Origin of the sequence: Streptomyces sp. NPDC091271 (assembly GCF_044757505.1) — a bacterium.
Taxonomy (GTDB): Bacteria; Actinomycetota; Actinomycetes; order Streptomycetales; family Streptomycetaceae; genus Streptomyces.
Map to the genome: position 1 here is coordinate 495,412 of NZ_JBIVVD010000008.1, position 21,011 is coordinate 516,422.

14 protein-coding genes and 1 pseudogene are annotated in these 21,011 nt (G+C 72.6%); 11 read left to right on the top strand and 4 right to left on the bottom strand.

Annotated elements, in window-relative coordinates; translation table 11 throughout:
- Positions 1-43: 43 nt before the first annotated feature.
- A pseudogene (locus ACIQM3_RS32135) lies at positions 44-181 on the top strand (winged helix-turn-helix transcriptional regulator); the annotation flags it as partial.
- A gap of 20 nt (positions 182-201) precedes the next feature.
- On the opposite strand, the gene ACIQM3_RS32140 reads toward ACIQM3_RS32135, so the two are convergent.
- The gene (locus ACIQM3_RS32140) at positions 202-1,674 is read right to left on the bottom strand and encodes an MFS transporter (protein ID WP_401630566.1); all 1,473 of its coding nucleotides are present in this window, start codon (positions 1,672-1,674) and stop codon (positions 202-204) included.
- A 244-nt stretch (positions 1,675-1,918) separates the two neighbouring features.
- On the opposite strand from ACIQM3_RS32140, the gene ACIQM3_RS32145 reads away from it, so the two are divergent.
- The 4 genes from ACIQM3_RS32145 (at position 1,919) to ACIQM3_RS32160 (ending at position 12,908) form a co-directional block, all read left to right on the top strand.
- Positions 1,919-5,530: a hydantoinase B/oxoprolinase family protein gene (locus ACIQM3_RS32145; protein WP_401630568.1), complete on the top strand. Its 3,612-nt coding sequence runs from the start codon at positions 1,919-1,921 to the stop codon at positions 5,528-5,530.
- Positions 5,531-5,587: 57 nt separating this feature from the next.
- Positions 5,588-7,114, top strand: a complete 1,527-nt coding sequence (locus ACIQM3_RS32150; protein WP_401630570.1) for a hypothetical protein — start codon at positions 5,588-5,590, stop codon at positions 7,112-7,114.
- Positions 7,115-7,181: 67 nt separating this feature from the next.
- Complete coding sequence (locus ACIQM3_RS32155) at positions 7,182-8,084, top strand: hypothetical protein (protein ID WP_401630572.1); 903 nt, start codon at positions 7,182-7,184, stop codon at positions 8,082-8,084.
- An 84-nt stretch (positions 8,085-8,168) separates the two neighbouring features.
- Entirely contained in the window at positions 8,169-12,908 is a 4,740-nt protein-coding gene (locus tag ACIQM3_RS32160) for a hypothetical protein (RefSeq protein WP_401630574.1), read from the top strand.
- Between the two features lie 21 nt (positions 12,909-12,929).
- Here ACIQM3_RS32160 and ACIQM3_RS32165 read toward each other — a convergent pair whose 3' ends face one another.
- Positions 12,930-13,415, bottom strand: coding sequence for a hypothetical protein (locus tag ACIQM3_RS32165; RefSeq protein ID WP_401630576.1), 486 nt, complete (start codon positions 13,413-13,415; stop codon positions 12,930-12,932).
- Between the two features lie 505 nt (positions 13,416-13,920).
- On the opposite strand from ACIQM3_RS32165, the gene ACIQM3_RS32170 reads away from it, so the two are divergent.
- Genes ACIQM3_RS32170 through ACIQM3_RS32185 form a run of 4 tightly spaced genes read left to right on the top strand, consistent with a single transcriptional unit; the run spans position 13,921 to position 18,195 of the window.
- Positions 13,921-16,722, top strand: a complete 2,802-nt coding sequence (locus ACIQM3_RS32170; RefSeq protein ID WP_401630578.1) for a nitrate- and nitrite sensing domain-containing protein — start codon at positions 13,921-13,923, stop codon at positions 16,720-16,722.
- Entirely contained in the window at positions 16,719-17,162 is a 444-nt protein-coding gene (locus tag ACIQM3_RS32175; RefSeq protein WP_401630580.1) for a roadblock/LC7 domain-containing protein, read from the top strand. Before ACIQM3_RS32170 ends, ACIQM3_RS32175 begins: the two co-directional genes overlap by 4 nt.
- Positions 17,163-17,171: 9 nt before the next feature.
- Entirely contained in the window at positions 17,172-17,609 is a 438-nt protein-coding gene (locus ACIQM3_RS32180) for a DUF742 domain-containing protein (protein WP_393767035.1), read from the top strand.
- Complete coding sequence (locus ACIQM3_RS32185) at positions 17,590-18,195, top strand: GTP-binding protein (RefSeq protein WP_401630582.1); 606 nt, start codon at positions 17,590-17,592, stop codon at positions 18,193-18,195. The genes ACIQM3_RS32180 and ACIQM3_RS32185 overlap by 20 nt, the downstream gene beginning before the upstream one ends.
- Positions 18,196-18,356: 161 nt before the next feature.
- Here the strand turns inward: ACIQM3_RS32185 and ACIQM3_RS32190 are convergent, their stop codons facing one another.
- Both ACIQM3_RS32190 and ACIQM3_RS32195 read right to left on the bottom strand, forming a co-directional pair.
- Positions 18,357-18,704 (bottom strand): Mpo1-like protein, encoded by a 348-nt coding sequence (locus ACIQM3_RS32190; RefSeq protein ID WP_399236590.1) that lies wholly within the window; start codon positions 18,702-18,704, stop codon positions 18,357-18,359.
- Positions 18,705-18,821: 117 nt separating this feature from the next.
- Complete coding sequence (locus ACIQM3_RS32195) at positions 18,822-19,628, bottom strand: M15 family metallopeptidase (protein ID WP_401630584.1); 807 nt, start codon at positions 19,626-19,628, stop codon at positions 18,822-18,824.
- A 60-nt stretch (positions 19,629-19,688) separates the two neighbouring features.
- Here ACIQM3_RS32195 and ACIQM3_RS32200 point away from each other — a divergent pair, with 60 nt between their 5' ends.
- Positions 19,689-20,195, top strand: a complete 507-nt coding sequence (locus ACIQM3_RS32200; RefSeq protein ID WP_401630586.1) for an NUDIX domain-containing protein — start codon at positions 19,689-19,691, stop codon at positions 20,193-20,195.
- A gap of 18 nt (positions 20,196-20,213) precedes the next feature.
- The gene (locus ACIQM3_RS32205; RefSeq protein WP_401630588.1) at positions 20,214-20,969 is read left to right on the top strand and encodes a nucleotidyltransferase domain-containing protein; all 756 of its coding nucleotides are present in this window, start codon (positions 20,214-20,216) and stop codon (positions 20,967-20,969) included.
- The last annotated feature ends 42 nt before the right edge of the window (positions 20,970-21,011 follow it).

Here is a 21,011-nt window from a genome sequence, read left to right on the forward strand (position 1 = left end):
GTGACCGCCGGGGCGGAGCACTTCGGGCGACCGCTCGGGGGTGCCGCCCCGCGTCGAGTACGAACTCACCCCGCTCGGGGCGGCGCTGATCGAGCCGATCCACCTGCTGACCGAGTGGGCGAGGGCCAACGGTGACGCGGTGCCCGATGGGCTCGACGCCGGCCCCGAGCCGGTCGCCCCGAGTCGCCCGGGGCGAGGCGCCTACTCACCGACCGCGACGCGACGGGAGCGGACGATGCCCCATGCCACCAGCACCGTGGCCAGGACCGCGAGCGCGACTCCGGCCCAGGTGACCGCATCGCGGAACTCCTCGGTCCGTTGGGCGTTCCAGCTCGAAGTGGTGATGTCACCGGTGAAGAGCGCCGTGAGGACGGTCCCGCTGACAGCGATGCCGATTCCGGTGGTGACCTCGCCCGCGGTGTCCACCAGCGCCGCTCCCACGGTGGTGCGGTCGGCCGGGAGGCCACGCATCACGTTGGTCCCGGCGACGACACCCACGACACGCATACCTGCGGCGACGAGCACGAGCGCGAGGGCGACCCACACGTACCCGAAGCGGCCCAGCAGCCCGTAGAAGGCGAGCCCGCACACGACCGCTCCGGCGCCGAGCCCGGCGGCCTTGTCGAGACCGACGCGCCCGACCAGCGGACCGATGAACGCCCCGCCGGCGATGAGGACGACGACCTGCGGCAGCATTCCCACAGCCGCCCGCGCGGGCGTCCAGCCCCAGTCGAGCTGGAACTGCAGAGTCACGAGGTAGCCGAGGCCGGCGGTCGCGAGGCCCGAGGCGGCCTTGAACGCCAGGCCGCTCGACACCGGTGGGCGGGCCACGAGGCCGAGGTCGAGCAGGGGAAAGCGGGCAGAACGCTCGCGAAGGACGAACAGCACCGCGGTCACGACGGCCGCAGCCGTGGTCGCCCACGGCAGAGGCGATGCTGTCCCCGCGTCCACGAACAGCGTCGGCGCGACCAGCGCGAGCACGATCGTGGCCGTGCCGAGGAACGCACCCGCGCCGTCGACCGGTGCGCGGTGCAGCTCGTCCGCCCTGTCGGCCGGGACGCCGCGTCGGATGCAGACGAACGCGACCACCGCGATCGGCACGTTCACCAGCAGCAGTGCCTGCCACGGGGCGAACGCGAGCGCGAAGCCGCCGGCCGTGGGCCCCATCGCGAGTCCGACCAGGCCCACCGTCGAGACGAGCGTCGTCGCACGGACGCGGAGCCCGTCCTCGTCGAACAGGCGGAACGCCAGGCCGAGGGAGCCCGGAGTCGTCATCGCGGCCGCGACACCCATGACCGCGCGTACCGCGATGAGCTCCTCCGCCGTGGTGACGAACGCGGTTGCCAGACCTGCCGCACCCAGCAGCACCAGCCCGGCCAGCATGACCCTGCGGCGGCCGACCCGGTCGGCCAGCGCGCCGAGGGCGAGCATCAGCCCGCCGAACACCACGGCGTACACGCCCGTGACCCACTGCAGCAGAGCGGTCGACGCCGACAGCTCGCGGCCGATCGTCGGCAGAGCGACGTTGAGGATCGAGTTGTCGAGCATCTCGAACAGGAACACCGCTGACAGCCCGGCGAGGGCTACCCCGGCCTCACGGAGGGAACGCGGCGGACGAGAGGCTCCGGCTGGGGTGCCGGCCTTCTCGACAGCTCCATGACGACGGACATCCACTGCGCACTCCTTCGAGGTGAAGAAGTGGCGGATCGTCCGATACCGCGTATGCGCGTGTGCCCTCCGCTCACCGGCGTCGACGGCCGGCGGGTGAACACACGTTTCTACTTCCAGTGCTCCGACGTTAGCACCCGGCACTACGCGCGCGCCCCGTCGCTCCGCCCCGTGAGCCCCGCCCCACACCCGGACCGGCCGGCCGTACGCCGTTTCTGCGGTGGTTCGTCCCGCGCGCCAGAATGGAGGGATGACCGGACGCTGGGAGTTCTGGATCGACCGCGGCGGCACCTTCACGGACGTGGTCGGACGTGACCCCGGCGGCCGGCTGGTCTCCCGCAAACTGCTGTCGCACGACCCCGGCCGCTACCGTGACGCGGCCGTGGCGGGGATCAGGCTGCTGCTCGGTCTCGGCCCCCACGACCCGGTCCCCGCCGACCGGGTCGCCGGCGTCAAGATGGGCACGACGGTCGCCACCAACGCCCTCCTGGAGCGGCGGGGCGAGCCGACCGTCCTGGTCGTCACCGAAGGCTTCCGGGACGCCCTGCGGATCGCGTACCAGAACCGGCCCCGCCTCTTCGACCGCCGCATCCTGCTCCCCGAATCCGTGTACGCCCGGGTCGTCGAGGTCCCGGAACGCGTCGACGCCCGCGGGGACACCGTGAAGGCCCTCGACCGCGACGCCGTGGCCGGGCGGCTCAGGGAGGCCGCGGAGGACGGGTTCCGCAGCGCCGCCGTCGTGCTCATGCACGGCTACCGCCACCCGGACCACGAGAGAGCCGTCGCGGAGGAAGCCAGGGCGGCGGGCTTCACCCAGGTCAGCTGCTCGCACGAGGTCAGCCCGCTGATCAAGCTCGTGCCCCGCGGCGACACCACCGTCGTCGACGCCTACCTCTCGCCGATCCTGCGCCGCTACGTCGAGGAGGTGGCCGCCGAACTCCCCGGCATCCGGCTCATGTTCATGCAGTCCAACGGCGGGCTGCGCGAGGCCGCGCACTTCCGGGGCAAGGACGCGGTGCTCTCCGGCCCGGCCGGGGGCGTCGTCGGCATGGTGCGTACGTCAGGCCAGGCGGGCCACGACCGGGTCATCGGCTTCGACATGGGCGGCACCTCCACCGATGTCTCCCATTACGCGGGCGAATTCGAACGCGAGCTCGGGACACAGGTGGCAGGGGTGCGGATGAGCGCGCCGATGATGAGCATCCACACCGTCGCCGCCGGCGGCGGATCCGTCCTGCACTTCGACGGACGGCGCTACCGGGTCGGCCCCGACTCGGCGGGGGCCGACCCCGGACCCGCCGCCTACCGCAAGGGCGGGCCGCTCACCGTCACCGACGCCAACGTGATGCTCGGCCGCATCCGCCCGGAGCACTTCCCCGCCGTCTTCGGGCCCGAGGGGGACCAGCCGCTCGACGCCCGTCTCGTGGAGGAGCGCTTCGACGCCCTGGCCGAGGAGGTGTCGGCCGCCACGGGAGGCCGGCGTACGGCCGCCGAAGTGGCCGCGGGCTTCCTGGAGATCGCCGTGCTCAACATGGCGAACGCCGTCAAGAAGATCTCCGTCCAACGGGGCCACGACATCACCCGCTACGCCCTCACCGGCTTCGGCGGCGCCGGAGGGCAGCACGTCTGCGCCGTCGCGGACGCCCTGGGCATCGACACCGTCCTCGTACCGCCGCTCGCCGGCGTCCTCTCCGCGTACGGGATCGGTCTCGCCGACGCCACCGCGATGCGCGAACAGTCCGTCGAGGCCCCACTGGACGGCGCGACCGGCACCCGGGTGCGCGGCCTCTGCGAGTCCCTGGCGGAGCGCACCCGGGCCGAACTCAGGGGCGACGGCATCCCCGACAGCGCCATGGGCACCCGCGCGCGGATCCTCCTGCGCTACGCCGGCACGGACGCCGCCCTGCCCGTCGGCCACGGCACCGTCACGGCCATGGCCGAGGAGTTCACCGAGGCCCACCGGGCGCGCTACGGATTCACCATGGACAAGCCCCTGGTGGTCGAGGCCGTCTCCGTGGAGGCCACCGGAACGGCCGGACCGCACACTCCTCCCCGCGTGGGAGCGGGCACCGGGGAAGGGCCGCTCCGCGCCCTCGGAACCGTGACGATGTTCGCCGGCGACGGATGGCGGGACGCCGGACTGTACCGCCGCGCGACACTGCGCGCCGAGGACACCGTGACCGGCCCGGCCGTCGTCACCGAGGACGACGCCACCACCGTGGTCGACCCCGGCTGGCAGGCGACGGCGGGGCCGTCCGGACACCTCGTGCTGCGCCGGACCGAGCCGCGCCCCGAGCGGATCGCCGTCGGCACCCGGGTGGATCCCGTCATGCTCGAAGTGTTCAACAACCTCTTCATGTCGATCGCCGAACAGATGGGCGTACGACTGCAGAACACGGCGCACTCCGTCAACATCAAGGAGCGGCTGGACTTCTCGTGCGCACTGTTCGACGCGGACGGCAACCTGGTGGCCAACGCCCCGCACATCCCGGTCCACCTGGGGTCGATGGGGGAGTCCATCAAAGAGGTGCTGCGGCGCAACGAAGGCTCCCTCCGGCCCGGTGATGTGTACGCCGTCAACGATCCTTACCACGGCGGCACCCACCTGCCGGATGTGACCGTCGTGACGCCCGTGTTCGACGAGCCGGCCGACGGACAGGAGCGCCGGCTGCGCTTCCTGGTCGCCTCCCGCGGCCACCACGCGGAGATCGGAGGCATCACCCCGGGCTCCATGCCCGCCTTCAGCCGTACGGTCGACGAAGAGGGCGTCCTGTTCGACAACTGGCTGCTGGTGCGCGACGGAACCTTCCGTGAGGAGGAGACCCGAGAGCTGCTCACGACCGCGGCCCACCCCTCACGCGACCCGGACACCAACCTCGCCGACCTGCGCGCCCAGATCGCGGCCAACGAGAAGGGCATCACGGAACTGCGGCGAATGACACGCCAGTTCGGGCAGGACGTCGTGGAGGCGTACATGGGCCACGTCCAGGACAACGCCGAGGAGTCCGTGCGCCGGATCGTCGCCGGACTGAGCGACGGCTCCTGCCGCTACGAGACCGACAACGGCGCCGTCATCGCCGTGAGCGTGACCGTGGACCGCGACGCACGCCGGGCCGTCCTCGACTTCGAGGGCACGTCCCCGCAGCAGGCCGGCAACTTCAACGCCCCCAGGTCCGTGGTGATGGCCGCCGTCCTCTACGTGTTCCGTACGCTCGTCGAGGAGGACATCCCGCTCAACAGCGGCTGCCTGAAACCCCTGGACATCCGCGTCCCGGCAGGTTCGATGCTCGCCCCCGTCCACCCGGCGGCGACCGTGGCCGGCAACGTCGAGACCTCCCAGGCCGTCACCGGCGCCCTCTACGCGGCCCTGAGCGTCCAGGCCGAGGGCTCCGGCACCATGAACAACCTCACCTTCGGCAACGACCGGGTCCAGTACTACGAGACCGTCGCGAGCGGCTCCGGCGCCGGGGACGGATTCGACGGAGCCGACGCCGTACAGACCCATATGACCAACTCCCGGCTCACCGACCCCGAGATCCTCGAGTGGCGCTACCCGGTGCTGCTGGAGAGCTTCGGCGTACGGGAGGACAGCGGAGGTCCGGGCCGGTGGCACGGCGGCCGGGGAGTGGAACGCAGGATCCGGTTCCTCGAACCCGTCACGGTGGCACTCCTGTCGGGACATCGCCGGGTGCCGCCGTACGGCATGGCGGGGGGCGGCCCCGGAGCTCTCGGCGAACAGTACGTAGAGCGGGCCGGCGGGGCGGCGGTGACACCGCTCGAAGGGTGTGACACCGCCGAGCTGGACACCGGGGACGTCCTGGTGCTGCGCACCCCGGGAGGGGGAGGTTACGGGCGGCCGTGACCGGTCGCTTCTGCGCCGTTTCGACCGTTGTCGGTGCGAGGACCTAATCTGTGCAGCGTGACTTCGCCTGCCGACACCCACACCGCTGCGCCCCAGCTCAGCGCGGGACCGAGGCCCGCCCCGGGCCCCGCCGCCGATGAGGGGCTCTCGCGTCGGCTTCGCGCGCTCGCCTGCACCGCTCCGCTGCACGACCTCGACGTGCGCAAGGCCAATCTGGCCGGCGAGTACACGGTCTACGCGATGGCCGAGGTCGCCCTCGCCGCGATCGATCTCGTCACGCTCAACATGGACTTCGACACGGGCGCCGACCACGACCAGATAGTGGCCAGGCTCCTCCCGCGGATCGCGGCCCAGGCGCCGCGCCGGCCGGTCACCGAGCACGAGCGGGTCGCGCGCTGGGTCCTGGAGAACCTGATCAACGTCGGGAGCGTGGACCGCGGCTTCCGCGCTGTGTACGGCACCTTCGGACCCGACGGCGTCTACGTCCGCAGGGACTACGACTTCAAGCTCATCGAGGAGGTCCCCGGCCACGGCGGGGCGGTCTACCTCCGCACCACGGACGAGGCGGTCAACGTCCTGGTGGGCGCCCTGGACACGGACGTCACCAGCGCCCAGATCGCCGCCGAGGTGAAGCTGGAGGTCCTCATCAGCAGGGGCCGGCTCGCCGACGCCCAGCTCGCCGCCGAACAGGCCCGCTACCGCACCGTGCAGTACGCCGAGACGCTCCGCAGGACACTGGACGCGACCCGTCGCAACGTCCGCGCGGTGGACTGGCTCAACGCCGTGCCGGACATGATCGCCGAGGCGCTGGACCACGTCGCCGACCGCTACCGCCACGAGAACGCGATCCTCACCAACATCCGCAAGGCCAGGGACGAGGCCGAGGAACCCGAGCACAAGCGCCGCGCCGCCGAGCTGGTCGACATCGTCAAGGACTGCATCCGCCGCCACACCCAGCTCCAGTCCAGGCTCCTGGAGGCAGGGCCCCTCTTCCGCGCCGAGCAGGACCGCCAGGCATTCGCCACACCCACCGCGCAGGCCGGCCTCGACCTGTACGGACAGCTCGTCGTGCCCCTGCTGCCGCTCCCCGTCGAGCAGGCCACCCGGGCCACCGACGCGTTCTTCGCGCACGGCACCGGGCTGCGCACACCCACCTCGGTCCGGGTGGGCGACCTCGTCGACCTGCTGCTCATGCCCCCGGTGGAGCGGGAGCACCTGGGCGCGGAAATGCCCGAGCCCGACCTCATCGCCACCCCGGACGACAGCCGGTTCAGCGAGGAGCAGCTCGGACACGCCATGGAGCTGCTCGACCTGGAGCACGACGCCCCCCGCCGGCTCTCAGGGCTCCTGGCGGAGGCCCGGCTGCGCGACCCCGAGCTGCCGTACCTCGTCGCCCTGCTCGCCGTCCACGCGGCGAGCCCTCCCGTCGGCACCGCCTACCGCCAGGGCGAGCGACGGCTGCTGTTCGCCGTCGACGACGGCACCCAGCTCGAGGACCACGAATTCGGCGGAGCCGACCTGATAGTGGGCATGGCCCTGCTGGACGCGGCGGGCATGGCCGCGGACCGCAAGGACGCCTCCTGAGCGTCCCCGGCCCGACCACCCACCCCCTGCCGCCCGACAGCGGCACCCGTACCGAGGAGTCACCCAGTTGAGCGAGCAGCACGCCGAGCACACCGAGGCCTGGGGCGACCAGCACCTCACGCAGGCGGCCGACGCCGCACGGCCGGCCGCTGTCACCCCCGCCGACGCGGCCGACGCCGCCCGGCTGGTCTCCTTCGGGCTGCAGCCCAAGCTGATGCCCGCCCGCGACGCCGAGTACACCGAGCTGCTCCGCCGCTACCGCGAGGAGCCCGCCTTCGCCCGGCTGGCCGACGCCGTCGCCACCGGGCTCGGGCTCATCGTGCTGGAGGTCTCCACCCGCGCCGGGATGGCCGTGACCGCCGGTGAGGACTCGGTCTTCGCCGTACGCATGGGCGACTACGCCCGGCGCGCGTCCCCCGACTCAGCCGACCGCTTCCTGCACGGTCTCGCCCACCTCGCCGTCGCCGCCATGGCCTTCCCCCGCCCCGAGGACCTGGCCGACGACTCGTACATCGGCCGCATCACCGTCAACGGCGTCGACGCCTTCGTCCGCCAGGCCTGCCAGCGTCTGGAGGAGCGCGCCGAGGAGCAGGGCGACAACACCGACCCGGCCACCGACGCGCCCGGCCTGGAATCCGGGTGGCGGATCTACTCCCGCCGCAGCGCCACCGGAGCCACCAAGGACGCCCGCCGGCTGGCCGGCTCGACCACCGGCATCATCGGCAAGGCCGTCGCATTCCTCACGGACTCGGGCTTCCTCCAGCGCACCGGGGACGACGCGGGCGGCGCCTACCGCACCACCGCCCGCTACCAGCTCCAGGTGCGCGACATGGCGGGCAGCGCCGCCATGGCCGAACTGCTGGAACTCGGCGTCGTCCCGGTCACGGACGGCTCGGCCACCCTGCTGCCCCCGCCCGACGACGAAGGCCTGGAGCTGGCCGCCGACGCGGGACTTCCCTTCCACTCCTGAACCGACGCACCGAACCGAGCTGCCCCCGCTGCCGCTCCAGCCGCCCGCCCCCCCGCCCCGCCAGAACGACGAGAGTCCGCCGCCATGTACGAGTTGTCCCGGGTCCGCCTCTACTCCATCGGGCCCGCCGGTGCGCGCTACGCCGACACCGTGCTCGACCTGCGCGGCGTCGGCGAGCCCGTGCCCAGGCCCGCGCCGGCCCAGGCGGAGTTCTTCGAGGACGAGCCCGTCGGCCCCCCGCGCCGCCCGGCGCCCGCCGGTGTGCTCTTCCTGGAGAACGGCGGCGGCAAGTCCGTCCTGCTCAAGCTGATCTTCTCGGTGATGCTGCCGGGCCACCGCAACACCCTGGGCGGCGCCAGCTCAGGCGTTCTGCGCAAGTTCCTGCTCGCCGACGACTGCGGACACGTCGCCCTGGAGTGGCAGCACACCCTGACCGGCGAGTGCGTCGTCGTCGGCAAGGTCAGTGAATGGCGTGGCCGCCAGGTCTCCAACGACCCCCGTAAGTTCGCCGAGGCCTGGTACTCCTTCCGCCCCGGGCCCGGTCTCAGCCTCGACAGCCTGCCCGTGGCCGAGGCCAGCTCGGTGGGCCGCCCCGCCGAAGGCGTCTCGAACGCCCGCGGCAGACGCCGCACGATGAAGGGCTTCCGCGACGCGCTCACGGACGCCGGCAAGTTCTACCCGCACCTCGACGTGCACTGGGAAGAGATCCACGACCGGTGGAACGAACACCTCGGCGACCTCGGACTCGACCCCGAACTCTTCCGCTACCAGCGGGAGATGAACGCCGACGAGGGCGAGGCCGCCGGCCTCTTCGCGGTCAAGAAGGACTCCGACTTCACCGACCTGCTGCTCCGGGCCGTCACCGACACCCGTGACACCGACGGCTTGGCCGACCTCGTCAGCGGCTTCGGCAACAAGCTGGGCCGCCGCGCCGAGCTCACCGCGGAACGCGACTTCACCGCCGGTTCGGTCGAGCTGCTCGGCCGGATCGTGGACGCCACCGCGACCAGGTCCCGCAGCCGCGACATCCACGCCGGTGCCGAACGCAGGACCCGCACGCTCGCCCGCAGGCTCTCCGGGCGCGCCGCCGAGGAGCGCGGCCGCACCGCCGAGCTCGCCCAGCAGGTCGCGGACGCAGCCCACACCGTCACCGAGGCCGAAGCGGCCCGCGGCCGCCGGGACCTGATCGCGGCCGAACTGGCCTACCGGCACGCCTCCCTGGCCCTCACCGCCGCCGAGAAGAGCGCGGCGGCGCAGCGCCGCGAGCTGGTGGAGGCACGCACCCTGCACTCCGCCTGGCAGGCCGCCGAAGCCGTCCTGCGCCACCGCGCCGCCGCCGACCGCTCGGCACGCGTCGCCGTCGCCATCCGCGAGGCGGAGCGCGACGCGGCCCCCGCCCTGGCCGCACGCGCCACGGCCGCCGCCGACCTCGTACGGGCCCTCCACACCGCCGCGGAGGCGGGGGAGCGGGTGGCGGACGAGGAGGAGGAGCGCTCCGCGACCCTTCAGTCCACCGGGGAGACGGCGCACCGGGACGCCACCACCGCCGCGACCGAGGCCCAGCGCGCCCGCAGCGAGGCCGGACACCTGCGCCAGCGCCTCGCCGAGGTCGAACAGGAGACCGCGGAAGCCGTACGCGCGGGCTGGCTCGACGACACCGCGCCGGACGCCGACCCGGCCCGTGCCGCCCTCGCGGCGAACGACGCCGAGAAGACCGCGGTCGCCGCCTGGGACAACGCCCGCGAGGCGGCCAGGGCCACCGCCGACCAGGCCCGGGAAGCCGCGGCGGCCGAGAGCCGCACCGAGCTCGCCGCGGCCCGCGCCGCCGACGGCGCGCACGCCGCCGAGCAGTCCTACGAGGCCGAGCGCAGGGCCGCCGAGTCGATCGCCGCCGACCACCGCCTCGCCGACCTGCTGGGTCTCCCGGCCACCGGCGTCGGTGTCCCGCGTCCCCGCGGCGCCGCCGCGGGAACGGGCGGGAACGACGATGCCGGCGGAGGGGACGCGCAGTCCCTCACGGCCGAGGAGTTCGATGCCGCCGCGGACGAGCTGAGGGAACTCCTCGACCAGGGCGTCTCCGCCGCCGAACGACGGCTCTTCGACCTGCGTACCGCCGCCGCCGACGACTCCCGCATCCTCGGGGCCCTCGGGGACGGCGGGCTGCTGCCGCCCGGGCCCGACGTGCTCACCACCGTCGAGTACCTCGGTGAGCACGGCATCCCGGCGCTGCCCGGCTGGCGCTACCTCGCCCAGGCCGTGGACCCCGCCGACCACGCCGCGGTCCTGGCGGCGCGTCCCGAGCTCGTCGACGGTGTCGTCATCACCGACCCGGACGCGCACATCCGCGCCCGCGAAGTGCTGGCCGCCGCCGCCCTGCTGCCCCGTTCGGCCGTCGCCGTGGGCACCACCGCGGCGCTCCTCGCCCCCGTACCCGCGCCCGGCGGTGCGGGCGCCGGCACCGACGACGTGTTCCTGGTCCCGCCGAACCCCGCCATGCACGACGAGCACGCCGCGGACGAGGAGCGCCAGGCGCTCCGCGCCCGGGCCGCGGCGCGCGACGAGGACATCAGGTCGCTCGCGGCCCGGCTCGCCGCCGACCGCTCCCTCGCCGCCCGCATCGGCTCCTGGCGCGCCGACTGCCCGCCCGGGATGCTCGCCGAGCTCGGCGACGCCGCGCGCACCGCCCGCGCCGCCGCTGAGACCGCCGAGGCCGCACTCGCCGAGGCCCGCGCCGTGCGCGCCGAGGCGGACGAGGCCGCTGCCGACGCCGCGCGCGTCCGCGACGAGCGGCAGGAGGCGGCCCAGCGGGCCCGCCGCTCCGCCGACGCGCTCGCCGGCCTCGCCCACCGTCTCCGCGACCGCGCGGGCTGGCAGGCGCGACTGCGCGAACTGACCGACGAGGCAGCCGAATCGGAGGCGCGCGCCACGGCCTGCCTGGAGCGGGCACGCGCCGCCGACGAGGACCGCCGGGCAGCCCAGCGGGCCGCGGACGACGCCCACCGCACGGCCCGTGCCCTGCGTGCCGAGCGAGCGGAGATCGCGGGCGCCCCGGAAACGCTCCCGGAGCCCGATGCCTCCAGCGCGCGCATCTCCCTGCCCGCCCTGCGCGAGGCGTACCGGGCGGCCTCCAGGCTGTACGAGAAGGTGGGTGTCGGGGCCGACCTGCGCGCCGAGCAGGCGCGCGCCGAGAGCGACGAGAGCGCCGCCCTGGCCGAACTCGACCGTCTCACCAACAAGGTCCGCACCCGCGCCGCCCAGCTCCTCGAAGGCACCGACGGGGCCGACGGCCCCTCCCGGCAGGCGGCCGCGGCCCGCGCCGAGTCCCACGTCCAGCTCCTGGAGACCCGGGCTTCCACGGCCAGCGAGCAGCTCGGCCGGCTACGCGGCGAAGCCGAGAGGCTCGCCCCCGCCGACGAGGCACCGCACCACACGGAGCTCCCCGCCGACCTGGCCCCGGCCGACGCCGACCAGGCCCAGACCCTGCTCCGTACGGCGACGGCCGAACTCGCCTCCGCCACCGAGGCCCTGGACACCGCGCGTGCCGCCCACGCCGAACTGCTGCGCGCCCACCGCACAGCCGAGGACTCGGCGAGCGGCTTCGACGAGACCGCCGCACTCCTGCGTGACCTGCTCAGGGACCACGGCGCGGAGGACGAGACCGAGTCCCCCGACCCGTACCCGGGCACCCTGGAGGAGGCCAGGCAGTCCGCCGCCGAGGCGCGCCGCTCACTGCGCGGCTGCTCCACCGACCTCTCGGCCGCGGAGAGTTCCGTACGCGAGGCGAGCGACATCCTCGTACGGCACGCCAACTCCTCGCGCTACGAACAGGTCCGCACCCCGGCCCGGCAGCAGATCCGGGAACTCCCGGCAGCCGCCCTGCCCGACCACGCCGAGAAGTGGGCCGCCGCCTTCGCGCCCAGGCTGCGCGTGCTCACCGACGAGCTGGTCCAGCTGGAGCGCAACCGCGACTCCATCGTCGACCGGCTCCGAGGCCTCGTGGAATCGGCCCTCACGACGCTCCGCTCCGCCCAGCGGCTCTCCCAGCTGCCCGAGGGGCTGGGAGAGTGGTCCGGCCAGGAATTCCTCCGGATCCGTTTCGAGGAACCCGACCAGGCCACCCTCACCGAGAGGCTCGGCGAGGTCATCGACGAGGCCACACACGCGGCCCTCAAGAAGAACTCCGACCTGCGCAGGGACGGCATGTCCCTCCTGCTGCGGGGTGTACAGGCGGCCCTGGAGCCCAAGGGCATCGCGGTGGAGATCCTCAAGCCGGACGCGGTGCTCCGCGCCGAGCGCGTCCCGGTCGGACAGATGGGCGACGTCTTCTCCGGCGGCCAGCTGCTCACCGCCGCCATCGCGCTGTACTGCACGATGGCGGCCCTGCGCAGCAACGACAGGGGCCGCGACCGGCACCGGCACGCGGGCACACTCTTCCTCGACAACCCCATCGGGCGCGCCAACGCGACGTACCTGCTGGAGCTGCAGCGCGCGGTATCCGATGCGCTCGGAGTCCAACTCCTCTACACGACAGGGTTGTTCGATACGACGGCCCTCGCCGAATTCCCGCTCGTCATCCGCCTCCGCAACGACGCGGACCTGCGGGCGGGGCTGAAGTACATCAGCGTCGAGGAGCACCTCAGGCCGGGGCTGCCCCAGCAGGACCCCGCAGGTGAGACCGTCCACGGCGAGATCACCGCGACCCGCATGTTCAAGCGGAGCGGAGAGGCGACCGGCACCGTGGGCGCGTCGGGGGTCCCGGAGATGCGTACGGAGATGACGGACACGCGCACGGAGCCCGCACGGCGGGCCGCGGACAAGCGGTAGGAGAGGCCGGGGCGCAGGTGGTCAGGCCCGGGAGAGCCTGCCTTCGCCCCGGCGTCGTATCCGGGCTTCCCTGCGCGCCCTGGACCGTGCCGCCCGCCTGGCGGCGCGGCGCTCCCGACGCATGCGGCGCGCCGTGCTGCTGGGAACCGACACCACGCCGTTGCGCTGGTTCCACACCTGCCGGGTCACCCACACGTCCAGCACCGACCACGTCGCCACCACCGTGCCCGCCACACCGGTGAGCACCATCGGGAAGGCGAGCCAGGACCCGGCCAGCGTGCACAGGAAAGCCACCATGGCCAGAATGATGGTCAGCGACATGATGAGGACGGCGCGCACGGCCGCCGTCCGCACCGGATCCGGCATTCTCCGCCGCTCCGCGGGTTCGTCGACCCACAGCTGCCGGGGGATGTGGGCACCGGCGGGCGCCCCTCCCGCCGCTGCCGTGCCCGCCTGGGACGGGATCGCCGACGATGCCGCCGCGCTCAGGCGCTCATCCGTGTCCAAGGACCTTCAACTCCCCACCACTCTCCGACTCAAGGGTGGCTGCCCGGCTTGCGCCCCTTTTACGCGGGCGGAGCCGCTTGCCTGTCGCACGTACCCCCGTGAGGTACTTCTGCCCCGTACGTATGGACGAATGCCAGGTCGTGAAGATTCCCGCCGGGGGCGGCAACCAGCCCCGAAAGGTCACGGAAGGAAGAATTCCAGCCAACTGCCTTGTGTGGATGCACCGCCTTCGGTCGCCGATTCTCTGTCGCTTTCGCGAGTTTCTTCGCAGGGAATACCAGGACAACTGGTGAGCAACTCGGGGAAGAGCGGCCTGAAATCGTCCGGACACGTCTTCGAGTTACCGGTAGGTCAGTAGTAGGCTCGCGCCGTTTGTTGACGGAACTCCGACCGACGCCCGGTGGGCTGCGGCAGGAACACCCGAACAACCACGAAGACCGGGCGACCGGAACCACCGGGCCCGGCACAACCACCCCCGCGGTGCGGGGCCGAGCTGGGGGAGGCCATGCGCTTTCGCGGGAAGTCCATCCGCAGGAAGATCGTGGCGTTGCTCCTGGTGCCGCTCGCCTCCCTCACGGGGCTCTGGGTCTTCGCCACCTACGTCACCGGCCGCGAGGCCGGTGAGCTGATGGGCGCCAGCGCCATCGTGGAGCAGGTCGGCCACCCGCTGGAAGACACCATCCGGGCCGTGCAGGGCGAACGCCGTCAGACACTCGTGTTCCTCGCCGACCCCCGGGCCTCGGACGCCCTGCCCCTTCTGCGCCGCGAGCGCGCCCGGACCGACCAGGTCGTGGCCGAGGTCAGGCAGAGCGCGAAGAGCAAGGACGTACGGGACAAGCTGAGCCCGGAGTCGGAGGCCCAGCTCGACTCGATCCTCGGCGAGGTCGACGGCCTGGACGCGCTGCGCGGGTCCGTGGAAAAGCGCACCATCGACCGGACCAGGGCCCTCGACTTCTACAACGGCCTCGTCGACCCCTGCTACCGCTTCCTGAACAGTCTCCACACGATGGAGAACGTGTCCATGGACAAGCAGGTCAGGGCCCTGGTCGGCATCTCCAGGGCCCGCGAGATGCTCTCCCGTGAGGACGCCCTGATCGCGTCGGGCCTCATCGCGGGGCGGCTCGGTGCCCCCGAGCTCCGTGTCGTCTCCGACCTCGCCGCCAGCCGCACGCTCCTGTACGAGGTCAACCTCGAACTCCTGCCGGCGAGCGAGCGCGGCCGCATGGAGCAGTACTGGCGCAGCCCCGACACCGAGCCGCTGCGAACGGCAGAGCAGAGGCTCATCGCCGCGGGCCCGATCACGAAGCCGGGCACCATCGACTCCGCGCGCTGGGAGGAAGTGGCTCCACCGGTCCTGGAGCACCTGGCCAACGACGGCACAGAGATGTCCAACCGCTTCCAGGACCGCGCGGAACCCGCCGGCTACCGGGTCCTGATCCAGGCGGGCGTCGCAGGCGTCCTGGGATTCGTCGCCCTGCTCGTGTCCGTCTTCGTCTCCGTACGGGTGGGACGCGAACTCGTCCGCGACCTCTCCCGGTTGCGCAAGGACGCGCACGAGGTGTCCGGGGTGCGGCTCCCGAGCGTGATGCGGCGGCTGGCCGCGGGCGAGCAGGTGGACGTGGAGACCGAAGCGCCTCACCTCAGCTACGAGCGGGACGAGATAGGCCAGGTCGGGCAGGCCCTCAACACCCTTCAGCGCGCCGCGGTCGAGGCCGCTGTCAAGCAGGCGGACATGCGTCGCGGGGTGTCCGAGGTCTTCGTCAACCTCGCCCGCCGCAACCAGGTGCTGCTGCACCGCCAGCTGACACTCCTGGACACCATGGAGCGGCGCACCGAGAACAGCGACGAGCTCGCCGACCTCTTCCGCCTCGACCACCTCACCACGCGCATGCGCCGCCACGCCGAAGGCCTCGTGATCCTCTCCGGAGCGGCCCCGTCCCGGCAGTGGCGCAAACCGATCCAGCTGATGGACGTGGTGCGTGCGGCGGTCGCCGAGGTCGAGGACTACGAGCGGGTCGAGGTCCGGCGCCTGCCCCGCATCGGCGTGGGCGGCCCGGCCGTCGCCGACCTCACCCACCTCATCGCCGAACTGCTGGAGAACGCCACGGTGTTCTCGCCCCCGCACACCGCGGTGCAGGTCCACGGCGAACGCGTGGCCAACGGCTTCACCCTCGAGATCCACGACCGCGGCCTCGGCATGGCCCCGGAAGTCCTCCTCGACGCCAACCTCAGGCTCGCCGAAACCCCCGACTTCGAACTCTCCGACACCGACAGGCTCGGCCTCTTCGTCGTCAGCCGTCTCGCCCAGCGGCAGAACGTCAGGGTGTCGCTGCAGATCTCACCGTACGGAGGGACGACCGCGGTCGTCTTCATCCCGGCGCAGCTGCTCACCGACGCCCCCGAGACGCACGGCACCGGCTTCCGCCTCGACCGGCGCGCCGAGAAGGCGATCGGCAGCGGCCGGCCGGGCAGCGCCGCGCCCGGCAGCGACAAGGCCCGCAGGGACGGAGTCGCGGACAAGAGCATCCCGGGCAGGCCCTCCGGCCTCTCCCCGGTCCCCACGGGCCTCACCGATCCGTCGGTGCTAGACGGGCCCGTCGAGCTCGAAGGCCCGGTGGGCACACTCGGGTTCACCGACCCGGCCCTCGACCGGGAACTCGACCCCGCACTCGGCCCCGTCCTCGACGGCGTATCCGACCTGGAGGACACCGAGAGCGAGCGGGGCGGCATCTTCCGCGCCCGCGACCTGCGCAGGGAAGCCGACCGGGAACAGCACCAGCAGGCTTTCGACGCCTCGGACGGCCGCTCGGCGGACGTCCGGCCGATGCGCCCCGCCGGCCCCGTCCCGCTGCCACGCCGCAAGCCGCAGACACCCGCCACCGGCCATGGCCGCCGGATCGGCGACGGCGGCCGCTCGCACCCCGGTACGACCGACGGCCCCCCTGAGGCCCCCGGCTCCGAAGCCGTCACCGCGGGGCCCGGCCCGGGCGCGTTCCCGGCCGACGAGGCGCCGCCGAGGCTCAGGCCCGCGCCGAGGCCGTCCGCGCCGGACACGGTGGGAGGCCTCCCACGCAGGGTCCGGCAGGCGAACCTCGCCCCACAGCTCCGGGAGGACTCCGCAGGGCGGACTTCCGGTCACGTTCCCGCATACACCGACGACGACCTCGAACGTGATGCGGACGAAGTACGCAATCGCATGGCTTCGCTTCAACGCGGCTGGCAGCGCGGCCGTCGGCAGAATGCCGAGGACGCGACCGGCCAGGGCGAGGCAGCACCAGGAACCACTCCGGGAGGGGACGGTCGATGACCGCACCGAACGCCGCAGCACACAACTCCTCACGCCAGGGCTCCGGCGAACTCAACTGGCTCCTCGACGAACTGGTCGAGCGCGTCGCCAGCATCCGCAAGGCGCTGGTGCTCTCCAGCGACGGGCTCGCCACCGGCACGTCCCAGGACCTGAGCCGTGAGGACAGCGAGCACCTGGCGGCCGTCGCCTCCGGGTTCCACAGCCTCGCCAAGGGCGTGGGCCGTCACTTCGACGCCGGCCGGGTCCGGCAGACCGTGGTCGAGCTCGACGAGGCCTTCCTCTTCGTCACGGCCGCGGGCGACGGCAGCTGTCTCGCCGTCCTGGCCGACTCGGACTCGGACGTCGGGCAGGTGGCGTACGAGATGACCCTCATGGTCAAGCGGGTCGGGGCGCACCTGGCCAACGCCCCCCGGACCACCGGTCTGCCCGCCGGAGGGTGAGGCGAGGGGATGAGCGCAGACTCCGCCCGGGACACCGCGCCCGGATCACCGCCCGCGCCCGCAGAAGCGGGCTCCTCGCGCTGGTACGACGCCGAAGCGGGTCCGGTGGTCCGGCCCTACGCGATGACCCGGGGGCGTACCAGCAGCGCGTCCCGTCATCGTCTCGACCTGATCGCGATCGTCATCCCCGAACCGGCGGCCGACGATCCCGGCCGGGACCAGACGCTCTCCCCGGAACACGTGGAGATCGTCGAACTGTGCAGCGACATGCCCCAGTCGATCGCCGAACTCGCCTCCGGGCTGGACCTCCCCGTCGGGGTGGTCCGTGTCCTGGTCGGTGACCTCGTCGAGGACGAGCTGGTGCACGTCACCCGTCCCGTTCCGCCGGCCGAGCTGCCGGACGAGAGCCTTCTCCGCGAGGTGATCAATGGCCTTCGGGCGCTCTAGCCGCAAAAGGCGGCACGTCGAGCCCGTCACCCTGAAAATCCTGGTGGCCGGCGGCTTCGGTGTGGGCAAGACGACCCTGGTGGGAGCGGTCAGCGAGATCAGACCGCTGCGCACGGAGGAGAGGCTGAGCGAGGCCGGCCGTCCCGTCGACGACGTGGCGGGGGTCGAGGGCAAGAGCACCACGACGGTGGCCATGGACTTCGGCCGCATCACCCTGCGCGAGGACCTGGTCCTCTACCTGTTCGGGACCCCCGGGCAGGACCGCTTCTGGTTCCTCTGGGACGAGCTGGCCCAGGGCGCCCTCGGTGCGGTGGTCCTCGCGGACACCCGGAGGCTGGAGGACTGCTTCGCGGCGGTCGACTACTTCGAGCGCCGGGAAATCCCGTTCACCGTCGCCGTCAACCTCTTCGAGGGTGCGGAGCAGTTCCCCACCGAGACGGTCCGGGCGGCGCTCGACCTCGACCCCGAGGTGCCGGTGCTGCTCTGCGACGCACGTGACCGGGCGTCCGTCCGGGACGTGCTCGTAGCGGTCGTGGAGCACGCCATGGTGCGTGCCGACCGACTCCGGGAACCCGCCAGGACCTGACGGCCGGGCACCGCACGTGACGCGGCCCGTACCCCCGCCGACCGGGGTACGGACCGCGCGTACGGTGCGGGGGGCAGCGGGCGTGAAAAGGAGTCTTCACCCGGAGTGACGGCCCGTCAACCCTGCGCGCACCCGCGGTCTCTCGTTCGGACGACCCTGGCTCACGGGTTCTCGGCGAGCCACTTGGCCGCGGTCTCGGCCAGCTCCCCGTCCCGTCCTGCGAGCATCATCCGGATCATCTGCACGTCGCCTCGCAGCGACCACGCGGGGTGTCCGAACGTCGCCGGGTTGTTCTTCTCGATGAGGAAGTGCGCCGGCCACGCCGTGCCGTACCCGATGAGCGGCAACGCCAGCGCGTAGCGCTTTCGGCCGCGCGCCAGACCGTACGCGGTGACCGCGAGGCCGGTGAGTGTCCCCGTCAGATGGACCCATCGCGTCGCCGCCCTGGAATGCATGGCGACGTAGTAGGGCCAGAACTCTTCATACGAACCGAACGTCTGCTGTGACATGAAGGCACCGTAATCGCTCGGCCGGCAACCGGATACGGCAGTTCCGCGTCCGAGAACAAGAACGGGTGGCCGGAGCCCACGGGGGTGGTCCCGGTCGCCCGTTCTCCGTCCGTCCCGTCAGTGACCCGCCACGGAGCGCCTGGCCACCGGGAAGTCGAAGTAGGTGTCAGGGAAGAGCTCCGGCTTGTAGGTGAAGTGCCACCACTCCTCCGCCAGATTCACGAACCCCAGGCCGGACAGCGTCTCCTTGAGGAACTGCCGGTTGGCGCGCTGCACTCCCTGCACCCGCGGGTCGTCCGTGTGCGACAGAGTGTCGAAGCAGTCGTAACCCGTCCCCATGTCCACCGAGTTGTCCGGGAAGCGTTCGCCCTTCGGCGCGTAGCACGGGGCCAGCTCCTCGCCGGGCTCGTACGGCCTGGTCGGCAGCGCCGGCAGCTTCACCAGGGTGAGGTCCACCGTGCTGCCCCGGCTGTGACCGGATTTCTCCGCGATGTAACCGTCCTCGAACAGCCGCGTCTTGTCGACCATCGGATAGAACTCCGCCTTCATGGCCTGGTCGTCGAGATCCTTCGCCCAGCGGACGAAGTGGTCCACGGCACGCTGCGGCCGGTAGCAGTCGTACACCTTGAGCGAGTACCCCTGCCGCAGGAGGCTCCGCTGGGCGGTGCGCAGCGCGCGGGCGGCCGGCCGGGTCAGGATGCAGACGGGCTGCCGGTAGCCGTCCACCGGCTCTCCCATGAAGTTGTGCGCGGTGCTGTAACGCATCTCCGTGATGATCGTCGGATCGACGGAGCGTAGGTCGACGAACTCCGGCGGAGCCTTGGGTCCGGGCTCGGCCGCGGCCACCGGGGCAGCGGCGGTCACGGCGAGCAGAGTGGCGCCGGCGACGGCCAGGGCGCGGAGAAGACGAGCAGTTCCTGTCATGGGCACACCGTCTATCAGCTCCGGAGCCGCAAGAGAAGAGTGATCGGATACAGTCCGCCCGTGAAGGACTCCCACTGCGGCAGCTGCGGGGCCCCGTACGCCACCGACGCCTGGCCCCGCACCTGTACGGTCTGTGGTCGTACGGCCTACCGCAACCCGCTGCCCGTAGCCGTCGCCCTGCTGCCCGTCACCGGAGCGCACGGCACCGGTCTCGTGGTCATCACCCGCACCATCCCCCCGCACCCGGGCGGGATCGCGCTGCCCGGCGGCTACATCGACCGCACCGAGGACTGGCGCCACGCCGTCGTACGCGAACTGCGCGAGGAGACCGGCATCCGGGCCGACGAGACGGACGTCCGCCTCGCCGACGCACTGAGCTCCCCGGACGGCCACCTGCTGCTCTTCGGCCTGCTCCCGCCACGCCCCACCGAGGAACTCCCGCCCTCCGCACCGACGGACGAGACCTCGGGATACGACGTGCTGCACACCCCGGACGAACTCGCCTTCCCCCTGCACACCCAGGCCGTACGCGCCTGGTTCGCCGGCGCCTACCGCCAGGGTTACTGACCTGGCACGATGACGGCCATGAACGCCGGACCGCATCCCGGGCGACGGCCCGGTTCCGACCAAGCGGCCGCTGACGTCCGTGCGGCCGGCCGACTCGTTTCCGCGCACTATCCGGAAGCGACCGGCGCGGTGCTGGGGGGTTCCGCCGCCCGCGGTCGCTCGACTCCCGGCAGCGACCTCGACATCACGGTCCTTCTCCCTGACGAGGGCGTGAGACGTCGCGAGCTGCTCCGCCACGACGACCGCCTGGCGGAGGTCTTCCTCAACAGCCGCTCCGACCTGCGGACCGCCTTTGCGGAGAGCCGCACCACGCGCAGGGCGACAGCTCTCTTCCTCTTCGCCGACTCCATCGTCCTCCTGGACCCCGAGGGCCACGTGGAGATGCTTCGGCAGGAGGCGAAAGCCCTCTTGGCGGCAGGCCCGGACCCCCTGACCGGACCCGAACGTGACGCCCGGCGAGCGCTGCTCACAGACCTCGTGGACGACCTCACCGACACCGGCCCCCACAGCGACCCTCACGAACAGCTGGCCGTGGCGGACCGTCTCCTGCGCGAAGCGGCAGAGCTGCTCACCGCGCACCACCGCACGTGGAACGGTGCCGGAAAATGGCTGCCCAGGCGCCTGAGAGCGGCCGACCCGGACCTCGGCCGACGCCTGCTCGACGGACACTTCGTCCTGGCCAGGCACGCCGACCCGACCGCCCTGACGGCCTCGGCCGTCCGAATGCTGAACCTGACAGGCGGCCCTCTCCGCGAAGGCTACGTCGAGCGCTGACGCCCTCCGCGTCCGCGTCGGTTCCGGTGCCGGCGGTTCCAG